Consider the following 23,236-nt stretch of genomic DNA (forward strand, 5'->3'; position numbering starts at 1 on the left):
GAACTCAGAAGTGAAACACAGTATCGCCGATGGTAGTTTGGGGTCTCCCCATGCGAGAGTAGGTCATTTCCAGGCGCTAAATTTACTCGAAAGAGTAGTGATAAGCCCGTTACTAACGTAACGGGCTTTTTTACGTCTATAATTTATAGTGTAGAGTTTGTTTTTGGCCAAAACATGACAGCAGTTTGTCGAATATGCCCATGCGTCCCCTTCGGGGATAAAAGAGTAGGTCATTTCCAGGCGCCTAATTGACTTTAGAGAGTCGCGAAACAGCCCGCGATCATATAGCGGGTTTTTTTAGTTCAAAATTTGAGAGTACGGTGGTTGATAGCATCCATCATAGTGCAGACGATATACCCATGCGTCACCTTCGGGGATAATCAAGAGTAGGTCATTTCCAGGCGCCTAATTGACTTGAAAGAGTCGTGACCTGGCGTGATAATCAAGTATTTTTACTTCTGCCATTTACTGACATGCAGGTCTTTAACAATATTTACTTCAGTAAACAAGATGCTAATTTTTTTAACTAGAGTCATTACTGCTAATTCATGGTGACAATGTAAAATATTGGTGAAGATATCATCATTTTTTACATGATATGTAGTAGGTATAAGGCTTTATTGTTTTTTTTTGCGAGCAATTATTAATCTTGAAACCAAATTTCGGTATCTGAAAATTGATATAATCTATTGTTAACATAAGTTGATTTCGTCTGCTGTATATTCCTACCACTTTAACCTTATTGATAATATGCTAGTGGTTTGAGCTGTGTGCCATACTTCATCTGTGTAAATAAAATAACACTTATCCGTTAAACAAGTTAAAGTGTGTAGATCTATTTAAAGTGTTTAATAAATAAAAAGTTTTTATGTCGTATATGCTATTAGGATTCATAACTATTTCTTTACTTATTGATAAGATTACCGCTAGCATATCTTCATATATTTAATTGGGTGGGTCTATTTTGCCTCGGTTGCCAAAACTTTCTCTGTCTCTACTTGTTCCTGCATGTATCTTTATCCTTTACCTTGGCTTGGTATGTGGGGAGTATTTCTATGAGCATGCAGAGCTAAATGATCAGCTTGCATTAAGACAGTCAGAGCAAATACAGAAAGATTTATTTCGAATGCGGCATGTCGTTGAATCATCGCTGTTGACGCATGATTTAGAACGAATAGAGCAGGAGGTTGCTTTAGTTTCAACAGATCAAAACATGATGGTGTATGTGATACTTGATTCGAGTAGTGAAATTCAATTCGCTAATCATATTATTTGGCGAGAAAGTAATGCCACTAACGTGCTAGAAGGTTATTCTGCTGATTTACATAGAATTGTTATCACCAATAATAAACCTTATTTAAAGGTGAATTTGGACCGTTTATCGATTCAGGCTTACTATCCTCTTAATGCTAATTCTCGTTATAGTTATTCAAATTCTGTAGAGCTTATTTATCTAGAATATGACATTGCCAATATTTTATCAGAAGCGGTTGATAGTCTGTTAAAGCGCTTTATAGAGATATGGGGGATTGGTGCTCTATTGTTGTCTTTATTCTGTGTCATGTTGCATTATTTACTGATTAGACCGTTAACTCAATTAAGCCAAGCCGCTAAAAACCTCGACTCTCCTGATTTCAATACTGATATCGTGTGCACATCGACCGAACTAGTTAACTTACGCGATTATTTGAATCAGGTTAATGGCCGGTTATCTCGCAGTAAAAAACGCCTCAATGATGCAGAGCAACGTTGGCTTTTTGTGGTTGAGGGTGCTCGTAATGGTATTTGGGATTGGTGTATTGCTACTGGCGATGTGTTTGTTTCTGATCGTTGGAAAGACATCCTAGGTTATCAACCTTATGAGCTCGATAATGATTATTCTGTTTGGGAGTCGCGTTTACATCGTGATGATAAGGCGCAGGTATTAAATACCTTACAGAATTACATCAGTAATCAACATGAATATTATGAAAGTGTGCATCGTTTACGTCATAAAGATGGACGATATATTTGGATTCTAGATCGTGGCAAAATAGTTGAGTGGGATGAATTAGGACGGCCATTACGAATTATCGGCACAATAACAGATGTTTCTGGTGATGTAAAAAGCCAACATATTACAACCGATAAACAGGGTCATAGTGGTCTTACGGATTTAATTAATCGTGATGTATTAGCCGATCAGCTCTATGATTTACAGGTTCTTAGCCGCAAGACTGGTCAGTTTTCTGCACTGCTTATGATTAATTTAGATAATTTCAAATTAATTAATGATGCTTTGGGTCATCAACTTGGTGATAGATTATTAATGCAGATAGCAGCCCGCTTATCTGGCACATTTTCTAGTGCTGGTTTGGTTGCTCGACTTGGCGCGGACGAGTTCGTTATTCTAGCCAAAAATTTTGGTAATGAAATTGATCAAGCAAGTAAACGTGCATTAGCATTGGCAAGTGAAGTGAGGCAGTTAATTGGCCGCGGTTACACCATTTCAGATCAAAACTTATCAATTTCAGCTCGGATCGGATTAGTTGTTTTTGATGGTATTGAGTCATTAGAACCTCAAATATTATTGGCCCGTGCAGATAGCGCTCTGGAGCAAGCAAAAGATAGTCGCTCTAATGGTTGCGCTATTTATCAACCGGAATTAGACCAGAATCAAGTGCAACCATTCAAATTACAAAACGAGTTGAAACTTGCTATCCAGAACAAGCAGATGTCATTGGTTTATCAACCCGTTGTTGATCAGGCCGGGCAGCTCAATAGCATTGAAGTACTAATGCGTTGGTATCACCCACAGTACGGATATATTAGCCCGCGTAAGTTTATTGCGTCAGCTGAACTGTCTGATTGTATCTTTGAATTAGAGCTGTGGGCATTAGATCAAGTCTGTGAACTTATTCAAACACTGCAACAGGCAAATGCGACAGTTCCTTTAATGTCATTAAATGTATCTTCACGTCACTTTCATCAAGATCATTTTGTAAACGTAGTGATGAACCGAATCAATGCAGCACATGTCTCTCCTGCATTGTTTCAGTTCGAATTATCTGAAGATGTATTCGTGGTGAACGCTAATGTTGCCAGAAATAAAATAGCTGAGTTACAACGATTTGGTGTCAACATTGCGATGGATAATTTTGGTGGAGGTTCTTGCGCGGTCCATTTATTACAAGGTATTCGTTTTTCACAAGTGAAGTTAGCAGCTGTTTATATTGAGGACATAGAATATAACCCTGAAACCTTTAACATAGTGAATGCCATTGTTGAGTTTGCCACTAAGTTAAACTTCCCTGTAGTGGCTAAACAAGTCGAGAATAAGCAGCAACTCAATTTACTGACCCATGCAAAATGTACTTGGTTTCAAGGCTATATTATCAGCCGCCCATTAGCACATGACGACATTATTCAATTAATTAAGACACAGTTATCTTTGAGTGTTGTGCAATAAAGTCAATGGTATGAGATAGGGCGATATTACGCATGTTATCTTTTTCGATGAACACTTCGTGATATGCGCCTTCAATAATGACTTTATGGCAATGAGTACTTAGTGCTAAGTTTTGCGCCTCATTGCAGACAATAGTGTCTCTTTCAGCTTGCAAAATTAGTATCGGAGTTTGGCTGTGCTTAGCGTAGTCGATGCATTTCTCCGCTGCATCCATTGCCTCTAGTAACCAATGGTTAGTCGGTGAGCCTAACTGTGCTTTAGTGGTTTCTTCAAAGATGTTGCGATAGTGCTTATAGCGTTGTTGGCTATGAGTGAGTCGGTTGCGTTTAAAGCTGTCTGGTTTGTAATGAGTTCCCCCTATTACAAATGTACTGTGTACTTTATTTGCTTCCAGACGATTAGTATCAAGCTTTTGTGCTAGCCACCGAATGATGGGTTTTGTAAACGGTAATCGAATACCAAACATTGGAGCAGAGAAGACTGCTGCCGTAAACGTATTTGGGTGTTGATTAATGTAATCGCTGGCAATGGTGCATCCCATTGAGTGAGCGATGATAAATAGCTCATCATGCTGTTGTTGGCGTACGACCTGCTCAATAAATTGAGTTAAATCCTCAGTGTAATCGGTAAAGTTGGCAACATAACCCTGATGTGGATTGTGTGTCAGCCGGTCTGATAACCCTTGTCCTCGATGATCTAAAGCGTAAACGCTAAATCCTTGTTGGTATAAATCAAACATCAATTCTTGATATTTTATATAGGATTCAACTCTGCCATTGCTTATCACGATTGCGCGCTGATTGTTTGGATGTTGGATCATCGCATAGGCAATATTTATACCGTCATCAGTACAGAAACTCGATTGGTGTACTTGTTGCCAAAAGTGTCGTTGCTCACTGGTATCGAGCTTTAGTTCTGATGAAAATTTCATGTAATGCATAGTTATTAAGCCAGCTCATTTATATCTAAAGTATTGTGTGTTCGATGTATTTATCTGTCTGATTATCCGGTACTTGCTTGTTTTATTATCGCCTTTTGGCGAGCAATAAACTCATCAACCATTTGCTCTAATACCGACATTGGGATAGAACCATTTTCTAAAATGGCATCATGAAACTTTCGGATATCAAAGTTTTTTCCTAATGCCTTTTCAGCCTTAGCCCGTAACCGTTTTATGGTTAATTCACCAATTTTGTATGACAACGCTTGGCCTGGCCAGGAAATATAGCGATCTATTTCAGTGGTAACGTTGTGCATTGAAAGTGCAGTATTACCGGCCATAAAGTCTATCGCTTGTTGGCGGTTCCAACCTTTAGCATGCATGCCGGTGTCGACGACTAAACGCGCCGCACGCCACATCTCATAGGTTAGCCGGCCAAAGTTACTGTATGGGTCTTGATAAAACCCAGCTTCTAAGCCTAAATATTCTGAATATAAGCCCCAACCCTCACCAAATGCAGAGATGTAACTGTAACGTCTAAAATTAGGTAAGTCAGTGAGTTCTTTATTGAGTGATATTTGTAAATGGTGCCCAGGCACTGCTTCGTGTAGGGTTAGAGCTTCAAGCTCATAGAGTGGTCGCTTGTCTAAGGCGTAGGTGTTTACCCAATAATAGCCAGGCTCGTCGTCACGGTTTGAACCCGAGTAGCGCCCTGTGGTGTATTTAGGCGCAATTTCAGCAGGTACCGGTGCAATACCATAAGGTGTGCGCGGTAATTTGCCGAAATACTTAGGCAACATGGCATCTGCTTTTTTGGCAATAAATGCTGCTTCTTTAAGTAACTCATCAGCGTTTTTAGGATAAAACTGTGGATCCGTGCGTAAAAACATTAAAAAATCAGCAAAACTGCCTTTAAAGCCAACATCTTTAATTACCTGCTCCATTTCTGATCTTATACGAGCAACTTCTTGTAATCCAAGTTGATGGACTTGTTCAGCTGTCATCGGCAGCGTGGTGTAATACTCAACTCTGTTTTGATAAAACGCAGCGCCATCTGGTAAAGCCGAAGCCGCGATGTCTATTCGTGCGTTGGGAATATACTCCTCAGTCATGAAATCATAAAACTGTTGGTACAGAGGAAGCACGATTTGTTCTACGATTGTTCTACCTTGCTGGGTCAGCATATTTTTTTCTGCTGCGCTAAAATGGTCAGGATAGTGGGTAAACGGAGTAAAGTAGCCGCTGCTCTCAACCGGAACAATAAACGCGCTAATACTGTCTTCGAACCCATTCAGGGTGATTTTTGCTGGGGTAATACCGCTGGCTAAGCCTTGTTTGAGCCAATATGTTTGTTGGGCGAAATAGCGTGGTAATTGCTTAAGTTTAGCTAAATAGTGCTGATAATCTTCAATACTATTGAAGCGAGCTTTAGCAATAGACGCAATATAAGCATGAAAACCACTTTCAGCTGTTATCGGTAAATAGTGGTCATGAAACCGATACATGTCGACTTCGTTTTGTAGCTGGTCTTGCAAAATCTTAGCATTGATGACATCTGATTTGGATAAGTTTTTCCGGTCAAGCTGCTTAAGTGTATGGAGAATTTTGAGCGTCTGTTGGTTCTTTTCTGCTAATGTTTCTGCAGATAAATCGTCAAGCTTTGCAGCTACTGATGCATCTCCTAAACTGGCGGCTAACTCCGGTGAGTAAGCTAAATTAACCGCCCAACTCTGGTCTATAATTGCTTGTAAATCTCTATCTATCTGCGTTTGTTGGCCAGTGATTGGGGTATCAACCTGAGTCGTGGTTGAATAGCTACTACAACCCAATAAACTTAACATTATCAGTGCAGGTAGGATCAGCAAGCGCATCTATAGTCCTTTATGGTTTAATCTGTTTGTTAGCATTAGAGTATGCCCGATTTAAGTATAAAAAACACATTCCAAATTAGCGTTTGCTTTTTAGTGTGGTAGATTCCAGAAAAAAACATTGGCCATCAGAATTTGTATAAATACATGTTAAACTGAATACGATTCTCTGACCGACAAAATTAAACTAATGGCAGGGTAAGTTTATAGGGGTTAATTATGATAGATAAAACCATTCCGTTGGTTGATTTGCATCGACATTTAGACGGTAATGTTAATGTAAAAACTATTTGGGAATTAGGCCACCAACACGGTATTCAGTTACCCGCTAATTCGCTAGAAGAGCTTGCGCCATTTGTGCAAATCCAAGGGAAAGAGAACAACCTAGTCGATTTTTTGAAGAAACTAGATTGGATGGTCGCGGTATTAGCTGATCTAGATGCTGTAAAGCGTGTTGCTTATGAAAATGTTATTGATGCAGCATCGCAAGGGTTAGATTACGCTGAATTGCGCTTTAGCCCTTATTACATGGCGATGAATCATAATCTGCCCATTGAAGGTGTCGTTGAAGCCGTTATCGATGGTGTACGTGCAGGTGTAAAAGAGCAGGATATTAGCGTTAACCTCATTGGTATTATGTCGCGTTCTTTTGGACAAGAAAAATGCCGCTTAGAACTTGAAGGCATACTTGCCCATCGTGACAGCATTGTGGCGATGGACTTAGCCGGCGATGAACTTGGTTTCCCAGGCGATTTGTTTACTGAGCACTTTAAGCGTGTTCGAGATGCAGGGCTACAAGTTACCGCCCATGCTGGTGAAGCCGCGGGTGCTGAAAGTATGTGGCAAGCCATTAACGTACTGGGTGCAACCCGAATTGGGCATGGCGTGAATGCGATTCATGATCCGAAGTTGATGGAGTATTTGGCCAAGCATCGTATTGGAATTGAATCATGTCCAACTAGCAACTTACATACGTCTACCGTTCAAGATTACGATGCTCATCCACTGCGTAAATTTATGGATGCTGGTGTATTAATTGGTCTTAATACCGATGACCCAGGAGTGAGTGCTATTGATATCGCTCATGAATATCGTGTGGTTAAATCTGAAATGGGTTTCAGTGATAGTCAGCTGGCGACATTGCAACGTAATGGGGTTGAAATGGCCTTTATGTCTGACAGTGACCGCAAAGCGTTATACGCTAAAAAAGCGAAGTAAATGGCGAATGTGAGTAAAAAAATAGCCAGCAAATGCTGGCTATTTTTGTATTCTACTTTGCATAAACAGTGAGTTAAATAACCCTTGAAAACTGTTGCTGACGAGCTTTTTGACGATAATATACATCAAAGCACATACAGATATTTCGAATAAGTAGACGACCGGTCGTGCTAACGGTAAGTTTGCGGTCTGTGATATCAACCAATTTATCATTAATGAATGTTTGCAACAGTTTTAGATCTTCAGCAAAATATTCATCAAAGTTAATAGCAAACTTTTGTTCAATTTTATCCATGTCTAAATCAAAATGACAGATAATCTGTTTAATGACCGCGCGACGAATTTCATCATCATGATTTAAGCTACAGCCTTTCCATAATGCATGACCATTAGCATCAATAGATTCGTAGTATGGACGAATATCTTTTTGATTTTGGGCATAGCAGTCGCCAATTTGGCTGATAGATGATACCCCTAACCCAAGCAAGTCACATTCTTCTTGGGTGGTGTACCCTTGGAAATTACGATGTAATTTGCCGGCATTTTGTAACTTTGCCAACTCATCATTGGGTTTGGCAAAATGGTCCATACCAATAAATTGATAACCCGCATCTGTTAACGATTCTATCGTTTGGCGAAGCATATCTAATTTCTGTTGTGGAGCAGGCATATCATGTTCTTTAATTTTACGTTGTGCAGCAAAACGCGATGGTAAATGTGCATAGTTAAAGACAGATAGACGATCAGGCGATAGCTCAATAATGCGTGCAATGGTTTTTGCAAACGTTTCTGGCGTTTGCAGCGGTAAACCGTAAATTAAATCAACGTTAGTGGACACGAAACCGAGTTCTTTAGCTCTGGCAATTAAGTCGAAAATAAATTGTTCATCTTGCTCACGGTTAACGGCAATTTGTACTTCTTTATTAAAGTCTTGAACACCAATAGAGACCCGGTTAAACCCAGCTTCTTTTAAAGTGTCTAACATGTTGAGTTCTATCTCTCGCGGGTCAACTTCAATTGAGTATTCACCCACGTCAGCAAAATTAAAGTGTTGTTTAATTAGTGCGGTCAGTTTAAGAATTTGTTCAGGGCTTAAAAATGTCGGTGTTCCGCCACCCCAATGCATTTGGGTTACAGTGTAATTTTTGAATAATGGAGCGCGCTTAATAATTTCAGTGGCCAGATATTCAATGTATTGATCTGCTTTATGAGCATGGCGAGTAATAATTTTATTACAACCACAGTAGTAGCAAAGCTTGGCGCAAAAAGGAATATGCACATATAGCGACAGTTTGTCTGACTTACTGTTTTTAATAGATGTCAGTAGATTTTGCTCAGTAAAGGCATCGTCAAACTCTAGTGCGGTCGGGTAAGAAGTATAACGGGGACCGCTGTAATTGTACTTTTCGATCATCGACTGATCCCAACTAATCTGAGTGGGCTGCTTCAAGGCGTGTCCTCCGGGAGTAAATTAGCAACAGGCGAAGTATGCAATGTTCGTGATCAAATAACCTTGATCTAGGTTGTAAAAATGAATGTTGCCTATGGTGATTAGTGAGGTTTAGCGATAGCTGATATGAAATAATGACCAGACTGTGCAGCAGGTCACAGTTTGTGTTTGGCGATTATTTAAGTAAGGCTGGTTTCTAGCCAAGGTTAAAACGTTGAGAGCCTAAATTGCGCGCCTTACCATCGTATCTCACTTCAGTAAGTTGTACTTTACCGCTGCGGTGTTTCAACACAATGCTCGTTGAACGAGTGCCGTATTCTTCATGTTCGATAAAAATAGATGATAGACGTCGTTCCCACTCAAGACTAATGCCTGTTTGAGGTAAATCTTGATCCTTGGGTTGAGAAGTATCGCGCATGATATTGAGTAATTGGTCTATGCAAGGTGATTGCATTTGTTTGATATAGCTTTGTAGCTGTTGCTGACCTTTAGCCATTTTAGGCCATATATCATCCAGCGCACCGTTACTCACAGCATGAAAACCAGGCTTAAGCAAAGTGGTCGTTAAGGTTTTACTGTTAAAGCAATGGAGTTGATTGTGCTGTTCGAAGACTAAATTAAACGGATTGTAGTTTATCGAGTGTTCAGTTAACCATTGGCTATTGATGTGTTGTTTGGTTAGCGCGTCAACGACTAACTCTCCACGACTGCGAACGCCATCTTGCTGTTCGATTGCTCGAATATTGGTTAGCCCAGCAAATTGACCCTGTTCATTAATTCCTAACCAAGTACCGCCGGCTTGTTTATCTTGCCCTGCGATAATGATTGGTGTTGTTGCCCAACGATAGGCGGGTTCGGTTGCTCTGTGATGAAATTCATCGCGGTTAGCACAGACAATTAAGGGGTAATCTGGATGCGCCTCAATGGCAATAAATAAAATACACATGACTGCCCCTTAAAAGTATCGACACCGCCATCATAACCTAATAAATCGATTATGATTAATGATGATGCTTATGTGTCGAAGCTGACTCGTGATGATGTGCAGCTTTGGTGTCTGAATGATGGCCGTGGTCATGGCTATGTGGTGCTGATTTTAGGTTGATCATCAAACGGCTTAAAAATTTTCGAGGTCCAAGTCGCAATAAGCTGGCGCCAAACAATAAAACGATTGCCACTAGACCAAGTATATTGGCCGCCTCAGGTAACTGTAATGTTAATGATGAGCTCAGAGTGAGTTGATCTGCCACCATTAATCCTACCAGTAAAATCCCGCCTAACATGAGTCCTTGTTTCCAATTCATTAACTTCAACTGGCCGATGCTGAGTACCGGCGCAGCGAGTAAAGTAAATGCCACTGCAATTTGGCTCCAACCACTGTAAGCCAAGGCAAGCGCCAAAATTACCGTGCCTAAATTACAAAAACGCATCGGTAAAAAGACTAATAGCAAAATAAATACCTGTAATGCGGGGTTCTCAAGCGGAACAGAGGGATGACCTATTAGGTTTGCTAATACTAAGCTAAGGATAATCCAGGGGGCACTTCGGTCGACTAATTGGCTAAAGCCAAAGCGCCAAGGTGACTCAGAAAGTGTTGGGTGCGGATCTGTTATATCAACTTTTGTCAGCGTCATTAGTGCCCCAATAGCTAATAGCCCCAATATTTGGTAAAGCGCAAACCAAGGGCCCAATAGTAATAAGGTAATTAACAATGCTTCAGGACCCGCTAGACGCTGCAACCAACGTAACCCTAGGGAAGGATGAGATGGGCGTAATCCAGCAGCAAACCTAGCGGTGGCGATAAAATAACTGCCTAATAAGATAGGAGAAATAGTCAGCAACCAACTAACGAATTGCTCTGAACCATGGTCTTTATGAGCGTGTTCATGGCCACCAGTATCCATCAATAGCAGTAGGGCTAATAACCCTAAACCTAATAGGCTGCCAATGCCTGCTTGGTATTGATATTGACCTTGCTTGTCTTCTTGTTGATGACCATGAGGTTGATGTAATACCACGTGTAAAATAGAACCGGTAACAAAGGCTTGCAAGTAAACCGTGTTTTCAAGACTTAATTGAGTTAACAAATGTTCGCCAGCAAAGTAGCCGACGCTGGTTAATACCATCATTGCAGCTAAAACGGCGCTGGCCCATCGAGTGCCGACTTGAGGTTTGAGTAACCACCAAATAGCGACGCCAACAGGTAGACGGTGCATGATCACGCCTAAGGCTAGAAGTGTCGAATTGCCCTCTTGTTGTGCCAATACCATCGCTCCACCGTCTGTAATGGTGTGCAGTAATAGTCCGCCAATGCCGAGTGTGAGGGTGATGTTGTGGGTGATTTCTGAATATCGATGAAACAGTTTTTCACTGGCTGTCGGGCCCCAAACGCCAAGCATGACAAACAATAGCGTGATAAACCCACCATGCTCCAACAGTTCTGGCAAAATATGAATGAGCACCAATCCGCCAAGGGAGACGAATATAAATCCATCTAGGCCTTTTTGTAATCCGCTACCTGATGAAAAGAAGCGATAAAAAAGTGGCCCAAACAGCAGTGCAATACAGCTAGCGATTAGATAGAGCATGTTATCCAGAAATAAATCGAAAAAAACAACGCAGTATACCATTTTAAACCAGTATTGTAGCGTGTGAATATCTCAAGCTGAAAAATTTACTTAGAACCTATAGAGAATGCAGATCTAGTCATTGACGTTAAAGCCAAAAACCTTTTTCGGGTCATCACTTTGGCAAGCGTATGTGGCTATTTTTGATGAGGCATTATTCACTATTATTAACAACTAACGCTTTGTAATCATCAATAAACTGGCTGTTTTCATCGCTTATGTTACTGCGTTGGGTATACAATGTAGCCCATATTTTGTTAATTAAAAGATTGTTGTCCATGGATATTTTTTCTGCAGCCGTCATGTTGTTCTTGATTATGGATCCGCTGGGTAATTTACCTATATTCGCTTCCATACTGCGGCATATTGATCCCAAAAAACGCCGTAAAGTCTTAATCCGCGAACTGCTGTTTGCGTTGGTTATCATGTTGTCGTTTTTGTATGCTGGTGAAGCTATTCTTAACTTTCTGAACTTACGTTCTGAATCCGTTAGCATTGCGGGCGGCATTATCTTATTTTTAATCGCGATTAAAATGATCTTCCCTTCGCCGGGGGGCGTGGCTGGATTAGCTGCTGGTGAAGAGCCTTTTATTGTTCCGATGGCTATCCCGCTAATGGCTGGTCCTTCTATTTTAGCGGCATTGATCCTATTGGCGCACACAGATAGCAGCCGCATGACTGATTGGACTATTGCGTTGGTCTCAGCATGGGGGATGAGTGCCGTTATTTTAATGTTCTATAAGTTGTTTACTCGTATCCTTGGTGAGAAAGGCTTAATCGCGGTAGAGCGACTCATGGGGATGGTATTGGTGATGATATCAGTACAAATGTTACTGGATGGAATATCAAATTATATCAACTCCACGGTGAATTAAGCTAAATTGTTATAGATAAGCATTGCGCTAAGTAACTGCAGTAAGCCGACTTAACCGAGTCGGCTTACTGCTTTTTGACGCTGGGTTAATAGCCATTTGTATTAATTTTTAATCGAACAGATTTATTTACATTAAAGAATGTCTAATTTAATTGTAACCCTGTGGTTGCAACTGTTAATGTCATGTAATTATTGTTTGGGGTGAATTATGAAATATATTATCGTCATGTTGGGGCTTGTTTTTATGACCTTGCAAGGGTGTCAAAATCAGTCAGCAGCATCAAAGGTAGACGAACAAGCAGCCACTGTAGTGGTAACCAAACCATTAATTAAAGATTGTGGTCCGAGTGCGATGCCACCTTTACGTGATCGCACCAAATTAACTGAAAATTTGCGCAAGAAAGGGCTCATCACCGCGGACATGGATCAAGCACAAATAGATAAAATTGTTGCTGATTATATAACTAAACGCCAAAAAGCATTTGAAAAATGCCATAAACCAACACCAAATACAGGTAAGTCGTAATGAGTAAGTTGACTAAATATCAAGGGTTAGCCGTTTCATCTTTATTGCTTGCATGTAGCAGCATGGCTGTTGCTGCTCCACAAACAGGTACACCTGCAGATGCAGGGCTAATTAATGAACAACAAGTATTGTATTGGTTAATTAAACGCGGCGAAGTGAGTGCTGATGCCAGCGAAGCTGAAAAACAAGCTGCTGTAGATGCTTTTGTAAGCCGTGGTCGAAATGCGACTTTTAAACCTGCTGCCATTGAAGTAAAAGCGGAACAATTACGCATTAAACGCTCAGCGCAAAAAAACACTAAAAGTGTTCAATATGCCGCAGCAAATAACAAAGTTTTAGCCGATCAAGATATTACTAAAACGGTAAAGGTGTTAGCTGTATTGGTAGACTTTCCTGATTTACCTCATGATGCTAACCAGCTTAACGTAGGTGATACGGACATGTATTACAGCAGCTACCCAACATCACATTATCAGCAACTGCTATTTTCAAAAACCGGTTTTACAGGCCCAAGTAATCAAACCCTGCAATCGGCTTATCAGTATTTTCAGGCGGTGTCGGGTAATAGCTTTTATTTTACTGGCCAAGTGCAAGACTGGGTAACCGCAGACAACAATGCCGCTTATTACGGTGGTAATGATGTTGATGAAAATGACAAGGCAGTACCTGAGCTAGTAAAAGAAGCCGTCACCAAAGCAGTAAGCGGTATGAGTGATACTGAACTTGAAAGCTATGATATTGAAGACCCTTTCGATATCGATGGCGACGGTAATTATGATGAAGCAGACGGTATTATCGATCACGTGATGCTGTTTCATTCAAGCATCGGTGAAGAAGCTGGTGGTGGAGTATTGGGTGAGGATGCCATTTGGTCGCATCGTTTTTATGTCGATTCAAATACCAATGGTTATATTATTCCTGGTCGCTCCCTTAAGGTATTCGGTTACACCGTGCAGCCAATCGATGCAGCGGCTGGAGTATGCACCCACGAGTTTGGTCATGACTTAGGCTTACCAGATGAGTACGACACCACTAATAGTGGTGATGGTTCACCTGTAGGTGCTTGGTCGTTGATGTCTGGCGGTAGCTGGACGGGTAGCATTGCTGGTGCTCAACCAAGTGGATTTAGCCCGTATGCAAAATCTTTCTTACAGCAAAAATACAAGGGTAAGTGGGTTAATGAGCAGCATATATCTCTGGCCGATTTAACCAGTAGCGGTACCGCTGTGCAACTTAACCATGCCGTCAATACTGATGCCGTAAACCAGCTATCTATAGCACTACCCGCTGAGGCTGTTGCTTTTAAAGCACCACTAACGGGTCAATATCAGTATTATTCGGGTCAGGGTAATATGATCAATAATGCCATGTCATTTGATGTGACCTTACCATTAGATACGCCATTAGCATTATCATTTCAAGCCCATTGGGATATTGAAGACGATTATGATTATGTGCAGGTGTTGGTTGATAGCGTTGCTATAGAAGGTAACTACACAAATAGTACAAATTCAATTTACCCTACGGTAAAACACTCTATTAGCGGTAAATCGAGCGACATTAGTACCGCTTATGGAAGCGATGCCTGGGTTGATCTAATATTTGATTTGAGTGCATATGCCGGTCGTGATGTGCAAATCAGCGTGGTCTATAAAACCGATGAGGCCGTTGGTGATTATGGTATGGCGATTGATGATATTCAATTAACTAATCAAGGCACGGCATTTTATATCGATGGCGCCGAATCAAGCGGCATTGCAACGCTATCCGGTTTTAGCCGAATTGAAGACAGTCTTGCTGGTAAAGCGAGACGTTACATTGTGCAATTACGCAGCCACCAAGGTGTAGACGCTGGGCTGGTTTATGACAAATACGAACCCGGTGTGCTGTTATGGTTAGAAAACTTTAATCAAACCGATAACAATGTGTCAGAACATCCTGGAAAAGGGTTAATTGGCGTGGTCGATGCAGACCAAAATTTGATTGGCAGTCAATCTACTGATGTGCAAATTCGCGATGCAGCATTTAGCTTATTTGCTCAAAGTTCATACAGTGGTGATAGCCACTTAGCCGCCGAGCCGCTATTTGACGACAATCGTGATTACAGCGCGCCGCTAAAACCACAGGCTGGGCTGATATTGCCTGAGTTAGGCCTAACCATGCAAGTCACAGAGCAAGCAACAGACAGCAGTACTGCAACCGTTGAATTTGCTTTGTCTGACAGCAGCGTGCTACCACCGGTGACACTTGTCGCCGACATTAATGCACAAGCAACCGGTGCAGATGTTAGTTTTAATGTGGTCGTGAGTGGCGGCACTGATTACACTTATACATGGTCGTTTGGCGTGAATAATGCCACCAGTACCGATACTGCCCCTAGCTATACTTATTCCACATCGGGTGATTATAACGTCAGTGTTATTGTTACCGATGGCGCGGGTAATACCGTGACAGCAACTGAAGTCGTCCGAGTGGTTATTCTGCCAATAGCTGCTTTTACTTTATTACCGACGAACTTAACTGTGGCTCTGACAAACACCTCCAGCCAAGGTTTTGGTAACTTGACTTATCAATGGAATTTTGGCGATAGCAATACTAGTACCGCTCAAAACCCAAGTCATACCTATACAGCCGCTGGCAGTTATACTATTACCTTAAAGACCACAGATTCTCAGGGTAACGAGTCGACAGCCAGTCAAACAATCACAGTATCGTCGCCAATAGTGGCAGTGACTACCCCAACCCCAACCACAACCACAACAGATAGTGGTAGTAGCGGTGGTAGTTTGGGGTGGTTAAGTGTATTAATGCTCGGTCTATTGGGCTATCAGCGCAAACGAGTTTAATCTCTCGTAGCAAACAACAGAAACGCCCATAAGGGCGTTTTTTATTTTGATTACTGAGTTAGGTTTACAAGATGCTGAGTAGCATTAACCTTAAGTGCTTTGATTGATATACTCGACAGCCGCAGGCAGAAATATTTCGCTGACAATAAGCTGTGAACCGTGCAAGTTAAAGTAACGTCTACGCCCCCATAAACTACTGTTAACCTGTTGATTTAAGCTGGTGGCTAGTGCTGCTAAACGGCCACAGGTTTCAAACTGAGCGACTTCAATATTGCCGGGAGTAATGTCTGGGCTATTAAACAATAACTCACCTAAAGGTCGGGTGCCAAGGCGAGTAAAATCATTCTGTTGATTGCGAATCTGTTTATCATCAGCATTTTGATTATTAGGGGATTGAGTGCCTAAAATAGTCTGTGGGATCAGTGTGCGGGCAAATACCCAAGGGGTGCCGTCAAGACACAATAATACTTCGCGGACCCAAACAGGGTTAGTTTGAGCAGGAAATTCATCTGCTAGAGGCTCAAGTAAATGCTCGCCTAACACTTTCACTTCAAAGTGTTTGCAGTGTGTCTTGAGGCGCTGGGTCAAACTTCCGGTTGCTAATAGCCACTCTTTAAGTTGGCTATGAGGCAATGAATCGATCTTTTGTGGCGAAAACCAATGAATTGATTCACCATAAGGAAAGCTAATACTGGTCACGTTCATCTAAAACTCGTTACAATATATCTCAACGGCAGTAGTCTATCATGTCAAAGATGAGCAAACACTCTTAGGGAGTGGGCACGATGGCTTATTTAATTAACGTTCCACATTGAAAGGGTGTCTCTCACTATGAAAAAATTGGTTTCAACGTTAGTTATGCTGTGTTGTTTCGCATTTAATGTCCATGCCGCTGATGAACCAGCCCTCGAAGATTATGCTTATTACGGTTTTGAGCCAGATATTGTGACTAACTATATTTCTAACCGTAAAAAGTTAGGTTTTGTTAAAATCAGTGTCGAATTGATGGTAAAAGATCCGAACGATTTAATGAGCTTAGAACATCATGATCCTTTATTACGCTCGGCCATTGTTGAAATTTTGGGTAATCAGTCAGAAGAAAAGGTTAAATCCTTATCTGGTCGTGAAGAGATCCGCCGTGAATGCTATGAGACAGTCAACCGCCTTATGGAACAAGAAGTCGGTCGCTCTATTGTGGTTAACTTATTATTTACTAAATATTTATACGATTAATGACCCGTTCAACGACTCCTCCGATGCGAGCCAAGCATAATGCAGCTAAGCGCTCGCCAAGCCGATCCGCTACCAAGGTTAATCCTGTTTCTGTGAAGCCTAACAAGCCAGTGTTATCAAAATCATTGCATCCGCGTAATGCCCATCTACAGGGTTATGACTTTGCTGCATTGATCGTTGCTATGCCAGCACTAGCCGCTTTTGTTCGACCAAATCCTTATGGTAATCCTTCCATTGATTTTGCTGACCCAAAAGCGGTAAAAAGCCTCAATGCAGCATTATTGTTGAGCGAATATCACATTAACGGTTGGGACATTCCTGAAGGATATTTGTGCCCGCCAGTCCCTGGGCGAGTGGACTACTTGCATTACATTGCTGATTTATTATCGGTTAATGGCAACGTGGTTAAAGGAGCTGGTATTCGAGGGTTAGATATCGGCACGGGAGCAAATGGTATTTACCCGTTACTGGGTATTCAAGCCTACGGTTGGCAATTTGTGGCATCGGATATTGATCCTGTCTCTATCGACAATGTCGCTAAAATTGCCCAGCAAAATGCCCAGATTGCCACTCACTTACAGTTAAGGTTACAGCCGCAACCCGAGCATATATTTAAGAATATTATCGCTGCAGATGAACGGTTTGATGTCACCTTGTGTAATCCGCCGTTTCATCGCTCACTCGCTGAAGCTTCCGAAGGTTCATTACGGAAAGTCAAAAATTTAGCCAAAAGCCAGCAACAAAAACATGGTCAACAATTGCGTAAGTTAGCGGTTAGTCAGGCTAAACCGACGCTTAATTTCGGCGGTCAAAAAGCCGAGTTATGGTGTGATGGTGGTGAGCAAAAATTCTTAGCCAACATGATCAAGCAAAGCCATGATTATGCCAACCAAGTGCTATGGTTTACGTCACTCGTGTCAAAGTCGGACAATCTCAAACCTTGTTATCAACTACTTAAACAGCTTAATGCTGTGGAAGTAAAAACTATCGAGATGACACAAGGTAATAAAGCGACCCGTATTTTAGCGTGGAGCTTTTTAGCCCCAGCAATACGCCAACAATGGGCCACATTACGTGCTTAATCTTTAGTGGCATCAAACTCAATCGTTTCACTGCCGTGATACACCAAAAAATGTCGCCCTTTAGCACGAGCTATCAAGGTAATGCCCATTTGTTTGGCCAAATCTAGGCCCATTTGGGTAACGCCACTGCGTGACAACAATACTGGTATGCCCATTTTGGCGACTTTGATGACCATTTCTGATGTTAATCTGCCTGTAGTGTAGAAAATCTTATCGTGTCCCGTTTGCTGATCTAACCACATATCTCCCGCCAACGTATCAACGGCATTGTGGCGGCCAACATCTTCAACAAATGCTAAAATTTGTTCGTCTTGGCATATTCCGCAACCATGCACAGCGCCGGCATTTTTGTAGGTTTCATTATAAGCATTGATATTGCCGAGTAAGGCATAAATAGTCGATTGTTTGAGTGATGGAGTAGGTAAACTAATCTCATCCAAGCCTTGTAAAAATCCACCGTAAACAGTGCCTTGGCCACAACCGGACGTCACTGTTTTTTCAGACAATTTCTGCTCAATATCTTCAGATATCTCTTGGGTTATCACCGCCGCTGAACTGACTTCCCAATCAACGATAACCGACTCTAATAGACTTAACTCGCTAATAAACCCCTGGTTTTTTAAGTAGCCAATAGTGAGTGACTCTGGTTTAGCCCCCAATGTCATTAAGGTTACGATAGGACGCCAATTTAAATATACGGTTAATGGTCGTTCGCAAGCGACAAATTTATCGACGACCTGGCCTTGTTCGTTGATGGCTTTAACTGCAATGGTGAGCGGAACCTGCGTGTTGGTTTTAACAAACTTTATTGCATTGCGCTGCAAAGATGTGGCTGAAACAGATTGAGTCATAAGCGAGATAGCCTCTTAGTGGGTCATTCATAGATTGAAAGAATAGGCAGAGTTTGCCTGCTTCAACACCTGATGATCATAGCAATTATTATTCCTTAAACTGAAAACAACTTGTCTAAGCGTGATCTGGCGCAAATCTTCACAAATTCAATGAATTTGGCGCGTATTAATGTCCCACCTAAAATTGCACTGTGGACATATTGTCCTATTCTTAGGAGGGATTTCGGGATCTAGTTCAAAGTTAATTTTACTTTTTAGTTGGCATCATTTTTGCTCTTATTTTAGTTATAAACAAATCAATCAAGTGTATTTCAATACACATATTCATGTCAGAGGTAAGCATTACCATGCAACACACCGACACGATTTGGCCAATGTATGTTTCATTGAAAAAGGTTCAAACCCAAGTAGGGCGCTGGACATCTGTTCGCTGGGAGCTGGATCAAATGGTTCCAGCAACAGAGCAGAAACCAGACAATTCTGTTTTGGTGCCACTGGAATTGTACAAAGATCAACGTGGTAGTTATCGCATCAATCTCGATATGGATAATGCAACACTCTTTATTGTGTGCGATGAATTGATTGATGGCACATGGGTGCCTGCGATGATCTCTGCCGACCAACACGTGAGTGCCGGTTGCCTAGAATCAGATACTCCAGTGCTTAATATTCCCATGCCTAGCGCCATTGCCTGTTGGATAGAGGCATTCATCACTCGTCACGGCGAAGTGGAAATCAGCGCTCATAGACGCAAGCATGTGAACCGCCGTAAAAATGAAGGGCCGAGCGCGAATCGCTCTGGAAATATGCAATGAGCGATAAAGCAGAAGGTCTTCTTAACCGTTGGGAAATTAGGCGTCAGCGGGTTGCTGAAGAGGCTAAACAAGAAGAGTTGTTGCAACAGGCACAAGAAAAGCCTGATGACTTCAACATACTAACAGCTGAACCAATCGAAGACGTTAGCGTTATAGATGCGGATGAGGTGGCAGAGCCAGAAGTATTACCAGACCCAAACTCGATTGAAGTAGGTGGCAGTTTTGCCCGCTTTATGGCCAAAAGTGTCGACCCAACGACTAAAGCTGCTGCGCTACGAGCATTATGGAAACAGCCACAATATGGTCATATCGATGGGCTGCTTGAATATGCATTGGATTATACCAATCAACCGCTATTGTCAGCGGATGTATCTGCAGAGTTGGCCAGTAAAGTGTTTCGATATGTCATTGAAAAAGAAAAGCCTGAGCCAGAGATTGATGCTGACTTAGCGCAAACTGACATAGCCGATCCAGCTGAATTCGCATCAAACGAATTAGTACCAACCGAATTAGTACCAACCGAATTAGCTGAACAAACCGAAGAAACCGACTCGATAGCCGAAGAGGACTCAATCGATTTAGCCGATAATGATGCAACAACGATTGCGGCGTTATCGCAAGCAGAACAACCGCTTTACCAGGATGATGATCTGATAAAGCAAGCTGTTGCCAGTGATGAGGCGAAAGCGTAATAACGACACCGTCACCAGATGAATATGACATAAATAAAAGTCGTTAGTTACAGATTTAGAACAAGTTAATGTCAATCTATTACGTGCAATAAGCGTGAACAGTGAACTGAGCTATCACTGTTAATGAGGTATAAAAACCGATAATTGGGAACGCAATGAGTATAAGAAAAAACCAGCCACAGCTAAAACAAGCACGACAACAGGTGATGGCGAATACGCAGATTTTGCAAAATTTAATTCCGCCCACTGTTAGCTATACCACCCAGGGGCATGTGCTTATTATTGGGCCTGAAGATCTGGCGCGTTTAGCTGCGGACAAATTGTCCACAATGGCAAGCCGAGTCATTTTAGCCAATGAAGCGATCACTAACCAAGATGAAACTCACCTTGAAGCGGTGATGAATGCTGCCACTGATGTTGAAAGTTATTACAATAAATTGGCCAGCGTTAAAGGTTTTTTAGGCCAGTTTCAGGTCAAAGTTGAAGGTGAAAGCGGTATTACCGAACTAAGTGTGGTCGCCATACGCCAAGCGCACTTTGATATTGTGCTCGATTTAAGCCACAGCCCATGCATTAACCTTGAAATGCTTCCTCCTGGTTACTTTTATGTCGGCCAAGACAGCGATTTACTTGCCGATGCGATTGCCAGTATTCCAGAGTTAATCGGTGAGTTTGATAAACCGCGCTATGTCCGAGTTAACAGCGATATTTGCGCCCATGATAAACACGGTTTAAGCGGTTGTAATCGTTGTTTAAACTTTTGCCCTGCTGATGCCATTAGTAGCGTTGCACATAAAATTGAAATTGACCCTTATCTTTGTCATGGCGCAGGCAGCTGTACTAATGCATGCCCAACTGGGGCGTTAAGCTATGATTTACCAACCCCAGCCTCACTGCATACTTACCTCGAAAAGTTAATTAGTCGTTATCGTCAAGAAGCGCAAACTGCCCCAGTAATATTATTTCATGACAATGAAGCTGGCGCAGAATGGATTAACGAGCAGCTAAGCGGTGACGTGTTACCTGTTGCAATGGAAGAGATCACTGTAGCAAGTATTGATCATTGGTTGGCTGCATTAGCCAATGGTGCACGCGAAATTTTAATTCTACACACTCCGGTTACGGCACCAACATTACTGCAAATGCTTAAAGGTGAGTCTACATTAGCGAATCGCATACTCGACCAAATGGGACAGCCACAACGGATTCGTTTAATTACACCGTCAGAGCTAACCCAGTTAGATGAGGCGCTAGCCATTAGTTTAGCTTGGCCAGTGATAATGCCGATGACCTTGAACGCTATCGAACCTAATACCAATGTAAAACGCAATATTATGTTCCAAGCGATTGACCACCTTAACAGTCAAGCTGCAGGTGTTGATGACGTGTTAACCATGGCGAATATTCCCTACGGTATGGTTAGCATTAACAGTGACAAGTGCACATTATGTTTGTCGTGTGTGTCAACGTGTCCAACCCAAGCGTTAAAGGATGGCGGCGACGCTCCTGCTCTTAAATTTGTTGAGCAAGATTGCGTCCAATGCGGTTTATGTGAAGCGGCCTGTCCCGAAAACGTCATTAGTTTACTACCTCAAATCAACTTCAATCAGTCTGCAAGACAACAAGTTCAAGTATTAAAACATGAGCCTCCGTTTGAATGTATTCGATGTGGTAGTGAATTTGCCACCCAATCTATGGTGAAAAAAATAATTGAGATGGTAGGTGAGCATAGTGCGTTTAGCGCCAATATTGAACGTTTGAAAATGTGTGGCGATTGCCGTGTAAAAGACATGTTTGAAGACATCCTTGACGATCCAGAAAAGCAATTGCAATAAGAGATCTCCTATGACAGAAACAGGAAGACAAGTAAGTGAGAATGATCAGTTAAGAGCCGATATATATCAGTTGCTGGCTGCGTTATTTCGTCGCCAACCCAATACTGAGTTATTACAGTTTTTAGCTGGTTTAGAGGTAGAGGCCGAGGATGGCAATACCATGAGTCAAGCATGGAATGCGTTAAAACTGGCAGCAGAAAATAGTGATACCAACACCCTAGAAGATGAATACTTTGCCATTTTCTTAGGCGTAGGCAGTGGTGAGATTATGCCTTATGGCAGCTGGTTTATGACTGGCTCTTTAATGGATAAACCCTTAGCGGCATTGCGGAGTGACCTGATGCTACTAGGCTTTGAACGTGAAGAGAATGTTAAAGAACCAGAAGATCATGTCGCTGCATTATGCGAAGTCATGGGCTGCTTAATTTTGGAAGCACCAGGTTACCGTCAGTTAGCGTTTTATCAACGTCATATTGGCAGTTGGATTATACGTTTTTGCGATAATTTGGCTAAAACACCTAGTGCTAATTTTTACCTAAACGTCGCGCAATTAGCTAAAGCATTTTTTACCGCTGAAGCCAATGAATTTGAACAACTGAGTTTGGATATTCCGGTGAATTGTCCAGGTAGTGCTGACTTAGATCCGCTTGAAGAAGAGGTTGTACAAATTAACTAAATTGGATGACGGCTTATTCAGCCTCATCTTTAATATCAACAAGGAGACCATATGAAAAAGCAAGCTTCCGACATGGGTCGTCGCCAAATGCTCAAAGCATTAGCGCTCGGCAGTGCGGCAGGTGCTGTGGCCAGTGTCAGTGCACCCGCACTTGCTCAAGTCACTAAACCGTCTACAGAAGAGCCTACGGGTAATAACTATCGCGAAACTGAGCATATTCGCAATTACTATGCTTCGTTAAGCAAATAACAAAGG

Annotated in this window: 19 protein-coding genes and 1 rRNA gene; 13 read left to right on the forward strand and 7 right to left on the reverse strand. The window is 41.8% G+C overall.

Annotated features, from left to right (window positions below):
- Positions 1 to 75, forward strand: a 5S ribosomal RNA gene (rrf, locus tag AAEY99_RS21815); the annotation flags it as partial.
- 889 nt (positions 76 to 964) lie between these two features.
- The gene (locus AAEY99_RS13715; RefSeq protein ID WP_351010866.1) at positions 965 to 3,448 is read left to right on the forward strand and encodes a putative bifunctional diguanylate cyclase/phosphodiesterase; all 2,484 of its coding nucleotides are present in this window, start codon (positions 965 to 967) and stop codon (positions 3,446 to 3,448) included.
- Here AAEY99_RS13715 and AAEY99_RS13720 read toward each other — a convergent pair.
- Together AAEY99_RS13720 and AAEY99_RS13725 are read right to left on the reverse strand one after the other, a co-directional pair.
- The gene (locus tag AAEY99_RS13720; protein ID WP_351010868.1) at positions 3,414 to 4,388 is read right to left on the reverse strand and encodes an alpha/beta fold hydrolase; all 975 of its coding nucleotides are present in this window, start codon (positions 4,386 to 4,388) and stop codon (positions 3,414 to 3,416) included. The two genes, AAEY99_RS13715 and AAEY99_RS13720, sit on opposite strands and share 35 nt — an antisense overlap.
- A gap of 62 nt (positions 4,389 to 4,450) precedes the next feature.
- Positions 4,451 to 6,259, reverse strand: a complete 1,809-nt coding sequence (locus tag AAEY99_RS13725; protein WP_351010869.1) for a DUF885 domain-containing protein — start codon at positions 6,257 to 6,259, stop codon at positions 4,451 to 4,453.
- 216 nt (positions 6,260 to 6,475) lie between these two features.
- Here AAEY99_RS13725 and add point away from each other — a divergent pair, with 216 nt between their 5' ends.
- Complete coding sequence (gene add, locus AAEY99_RS13730; protein WP_351010871.1) at positions 6,476 to 7,474, forward strand: adenosine deaminase; 999 nt, start codon at positions 6,476 to 6,478, stop codon at positions 7,472 to 7,474.
- Between the two features lie 73 nt (positions 7,475 to 7,547).
- On the opposite strand, the gene hemN is transcribed toward add, so the two are convergent.
- The 3 genes from hemN to AAEY99_RS13745 all read right to left on the reverse strand — a co-directional run bounded on the left by hemN (position 7,548) and on the right by AAEY99_RS13745 (position 11,512).
- On the reverse strand, positions 7,548 to 8,924 hold the full coding sequence (gene hemN, locus AAEY99_RS13735; protein WP_351010873.1) for an oxygen-independent coproporphyrinogen III oxidase: 1,377 nt from the start codon (positions 8,922 to 8,924) through the stop codon (positions 7,548 to 7,550).
- Between the two features lie 196 nt (positions 8,925 to 9,120).
- On the reverse strand, positions 9,121 to 9,870 hold the full coding sequence (locus AAEY99_RS13740; RefSeq protein ID WP_351010875.1) for an NRDE family protein: 750 nt from the start codon (positions 9,868 to 9,870) through the stop codon (positions 9,121 to 9,123).
- Between the two features lie 55 nt (positions 9,871 to 9,925).
- Positions 9,926 to 11,512: a ZIP family metal transporter gene (locus AAEY99_RS13745; protein ID WP_242445170.1), complete on the reverse strand. Its 1,587-nt coding sequence runs from the start codon at positions 11,510 to 11,512 to the stop codon at positions 9,926 to 9,928.
- A 317-nt stretch (positions 11,513 to 11,829) separates the two neighbouring features.
- Here AAEY99_RS13745 and AAEY99_RS13750 point away from each other — a divergent pair, with 317 nt between their 5' ends.
- The 3 genes from AAEY99_RS13750 (at position 11,830) to AAEY99_RS13760 (ending at position 15,797) form a co-directional block, all read left to right on the forward strand.
- Positions 11,830 to 12,426, forward strand: a complete 597-nt coding sequence (locus AAEY99_RS13750; protein ID WP_041412685.1) for a YhgN family NAAT transporter — start codon at positions 11,830 to 11,832, stop codon at positions 12,424 to 12,426.
- A gap of 207 nt (positions 12,427 to 12,633) precedes the next feature.
- Positions 12,634 to 12,951 carry a hypothetical protein gene (locus AAEY99_RS13755; RefSeq protein WP_102036395.1) on the forward strand — a complete coding sequence of 106 codons (318 nt, stop codon included), beginning with the start codon at positions 12,634 to 12,636 and terminating at the stop codon, positions 12,949 to 12,951.
- Positions 12,951 to 15,797 carry an immune inhibitor A domain-containing protein gene (locus AAEY99_RS13760; protein ID WP_351010877.1) on the forward strand — a complete coding sequence of 949 codons (2,847 nt, stop codon included), beginning with the start codon at positions 12,951 to 12,953 and terminating at the stop codon, positions 15,795 to 15,797. The genes AAEY99_RS13755 and AAEY99_RS13760 overlap by 1 nt, the downstream gene beginning before the upstream one ends.
- 90 nt (positions 15,798 to 15,887) lie before the next feature.
- On the opposite strand, the gene AAEY99_RS13765 is transcribed toward AAEY99_RS13760, so the two are convergent.
- Positions 15,888 to 16,502, reverse strand: coding sequence for a chorismate--pyruvate lyase family protein (locus AAEY99_RS13765; RefSeq protein ID WP_182744131.1), 615 nt, complete (start codon positions 16,500 to 16,502; stop codon positions 15,888 to 15,890).
- A 126-nt stretch (positions 16,503 to 16,628) separates the two neighbouring features.
- Here AAEY99_RS13765 and AAEY99_RS13770 point away from each other — a divergent pair, with 126 nt between their 5' ends.
- Positions 16,629 to 17,030: a flagellar basal body-associated protein FliL gene (locus AAEY99_RS13770; RefSeq protein ID WP_101087457.1), complete on the forward strand. Its 402-nt coding sequence runs from the start codon at positions 16,629 to 16,631 to the stop codon at positions 17,028 to 17,030.
- Positions 17,030 to 18,112: a 23S rRNA (adenine(1618)-N(6))-methyltransferase RlmF gene (gene rlmF / locus AAEY99_RS13775; protein WP_351010879.1), complete on the forward strand. Its 1,083-nt coding sequence runs from the start codon at positions 17,030 to 17,032 to the stop codon at positions 18,110 to 18,112. Before AAEY99_RS13770 ends, rlmF begins: the two co-directional genes overlap by 1 nt.
- On the opposite strand, the gene AAEY99_RS13780 is transcribed toward rlmF, so the two are convergent.
- Positions 18,109 to 18,963 carry a formate dehydrogenase accessory sulfurtransferase FdhD gene (locus AAEY99_RS13780; RefSeq protein WP_351010881.1) on the reverse strand — a complete coding sequence of 285 codons (855 nt, stop codon included), beginning with the start codon at positions 18,961 to 18,963 and terminating at the stop codon, positions 18,109 to 18,111. The genes rlmF and AAEY99_RS13780 overlap by 4 nt on opposite strands.
- Positions 18,964 to 19,310: 347 nt before the next feature.
- Between AAEY99_RS13780 and AAEY99_RS13785 the strand changes: the two genes are divergently transcribed.
- The 5 genes from AAEY99_RS13785 (at position 19,311) to AAEY99_RS13805 (ending at position 23,230) form a co-directional block, all read left to right on the forward strand.
- On the forward strand, positions 19,311 to 19,778 hold the full coding sequence (locus tag AAEY99_RS13785) for a DUF3305 domain-containing protein (RefSeq protein ID WP_192116469.1): 468 nt from the start codon (positions 19,311 to 19,313) through the stop codon (positions 19,776 to 19,778).
- Positions 19,775 to 20,470, forward strand: coding sequence for a DUF3306 domain-containing protein (locus tag AAEY99_RS13790; protein WP_351010884.1), 696 nt, complete (start codon positions 19,775 to 19,777; stop codon positions 20,468 to 20,470). The genes AAEY99_RS13785 and AAEY99_RS13790 overlap by 4 nt, the downstream gene beginning before the upstream one ends.
- 155 nt (positions 20,471 to 20,625) lie before the next feature.
- Entirely contained in the window at positions 20,626 to 22,305 is a 1,680-nt protein-coding gene (locus AAEY99_RS13795) for a 4Fe-4S binding protein (RefSeq protein WP_351010886.1), read from the forward strand.
- Between the two features lie 10 nt (positions 22,306 to 22,315).
- Entirely contained in the window at positions 22,316 to 22,981 is a 666-nt protein-coding gene (locus AAEY99_RS13800) for a TorD/DmsD family molecular chaperone (RefSeq protein ID WP_011635547.1), read from the forward strand.
- A 51-nt stretch (positions 22,982 to 23,032) separates the two neighbouring features.
- Positions 23,033 to 23,230 (forward strand): twin-arginine translocation pathway signal, encoded by a 198-nt coding sequence (locus AAEY99_RS13805; RefSeq protein WP_011635548.1) that lies wholly within the window; start codon positions 23,033 to 23,035, stop codon positions 23,228 to 23,230.
- Positions 23,231 to 23,236 lie beyond the last annotated feature (6 nt).

Origin of the sequence: Shewanella sp. S1-58-MNA-CIBAN-0166 (genome assembly GCF_040310085.1) — a bacterium.
GTDB lineage: Bacteria > Pseudomonadota > Gammaproteobacteria > Enterobacterales > Shewanellaceae > Shewanella.

Coding starts and splice junctions, on each gene's coding strand:
- AAEY99_RS13720 (WP_351010868.1), bottom strand. CDS start 4,388: ATGCATTACATGAAATTTTCATCAGAACTAAAGCTCGATACCAGTGAG.
- AAEY99_RS13725 (WP_351010869.1), bottom strand. CDS start 6,259: ATGCGCTTGCTGATCCTACCTGCACTGATAATGTTAAGTTTATTGGGT.
- add (WP_351010871.1), top strand. CDS start 6,476: ATGATAGATAAAACCATTCCGTTGGTTGATTTGCATCGACATTTAGAC.
- AAEY99_RS13740 (WP_351010875.1), bottom strand. CDS start 9,870: ATGTGTATTTTATTTATTGCCATTGAGGCGCATCCAGATTACCCCTTA.
- AAEY99_RS13745 (WP_242445170.1), bottom strand. CDS start 11,512: ATGCTCTATCTAATCGCTAGCTGTATTGCACTGCTGTTTGGGCCACTT.
- AAEY99_RS13750 (WP_041412685.1), top strand. CDS start 11,830: ATGGATATTTTTTCTGCAGCCGTCATGTTGTTCTTGATTATGGATCCG.
- AAEY99_RS13755 (WP_102036395.1), top strand. CDS start 12,634: ATGAAATATATTATCGTCATGTTGGGGCTTGTTTTTATGACCTTGCAA.
- AAEY99_RS13760 (WP_351010877.1), top strand. CDS start 12,951: ATGAGTAAGTTGACTAAATATCAAGGGTTAGCCGTTTCATCTTTATTG.
- AAEY99_RS13765 (WP_182744131.1), bottom strand. CDS start 16,502: ATGAACGTGACCAGTATTAGCTTTCCTTATGGTGAATCAATTCATTGG.
- AAEY99_RS13770 (WP_101087457.1), top strand. CDS start 16,629: ATGAAAAAATTGGTTTCAACGTTAGTTATGCTGTGTTGTTTCGCATTT.
- rlmF (WP_351010879.1), top strand. CDS start 17,030: ATGACCCGTTCAACGACTCCTCCGATGCGAGCCAAGCATAATGCAGCT.
- AAEY99_RS13780 (WP_351010881.1), bottom strand. CDS start 18,963: ATGACTCAATCTGTTTCAGCCACATCTTTGCAGCGCAATGCAATAAAG.
- AAEY99_RS13785 (WP_192116469.1), top strand. CDS start 19,311: ATGCAACACACCGACACGATTTGGCCAATGTATGTTTCATTGAAAAAG.
- AAEY99_RS13790 (WP_351010884.1), top strand. CDS start 19,775: ATGAGCGATAAAGCAGAAGGTCTTCTTAACCGTTGGGAAATTAGGCGT.
- AAEY99_RS13795 (WP_351010886.1), top strand. CDS start 20,626: ATGAGTATAAGAAAAAACCAGCCACAGCTAAAACAAGCACGACAACAG.
- AAEY99_RS13800 (WP_011635547.1), top strand. CDS start 22,316: ATGACAGAAACAGGAAGACAAGTAAGTGAGAATGATCAGTTAAGAGCC.
- AAEY99_RS13805 (WP_011635548.1), top strand. CDS start 23,033: ATGAAAAAGCAAGCTTCCGACATGGGTCGTCGCCAAATGCTCAAAGCA.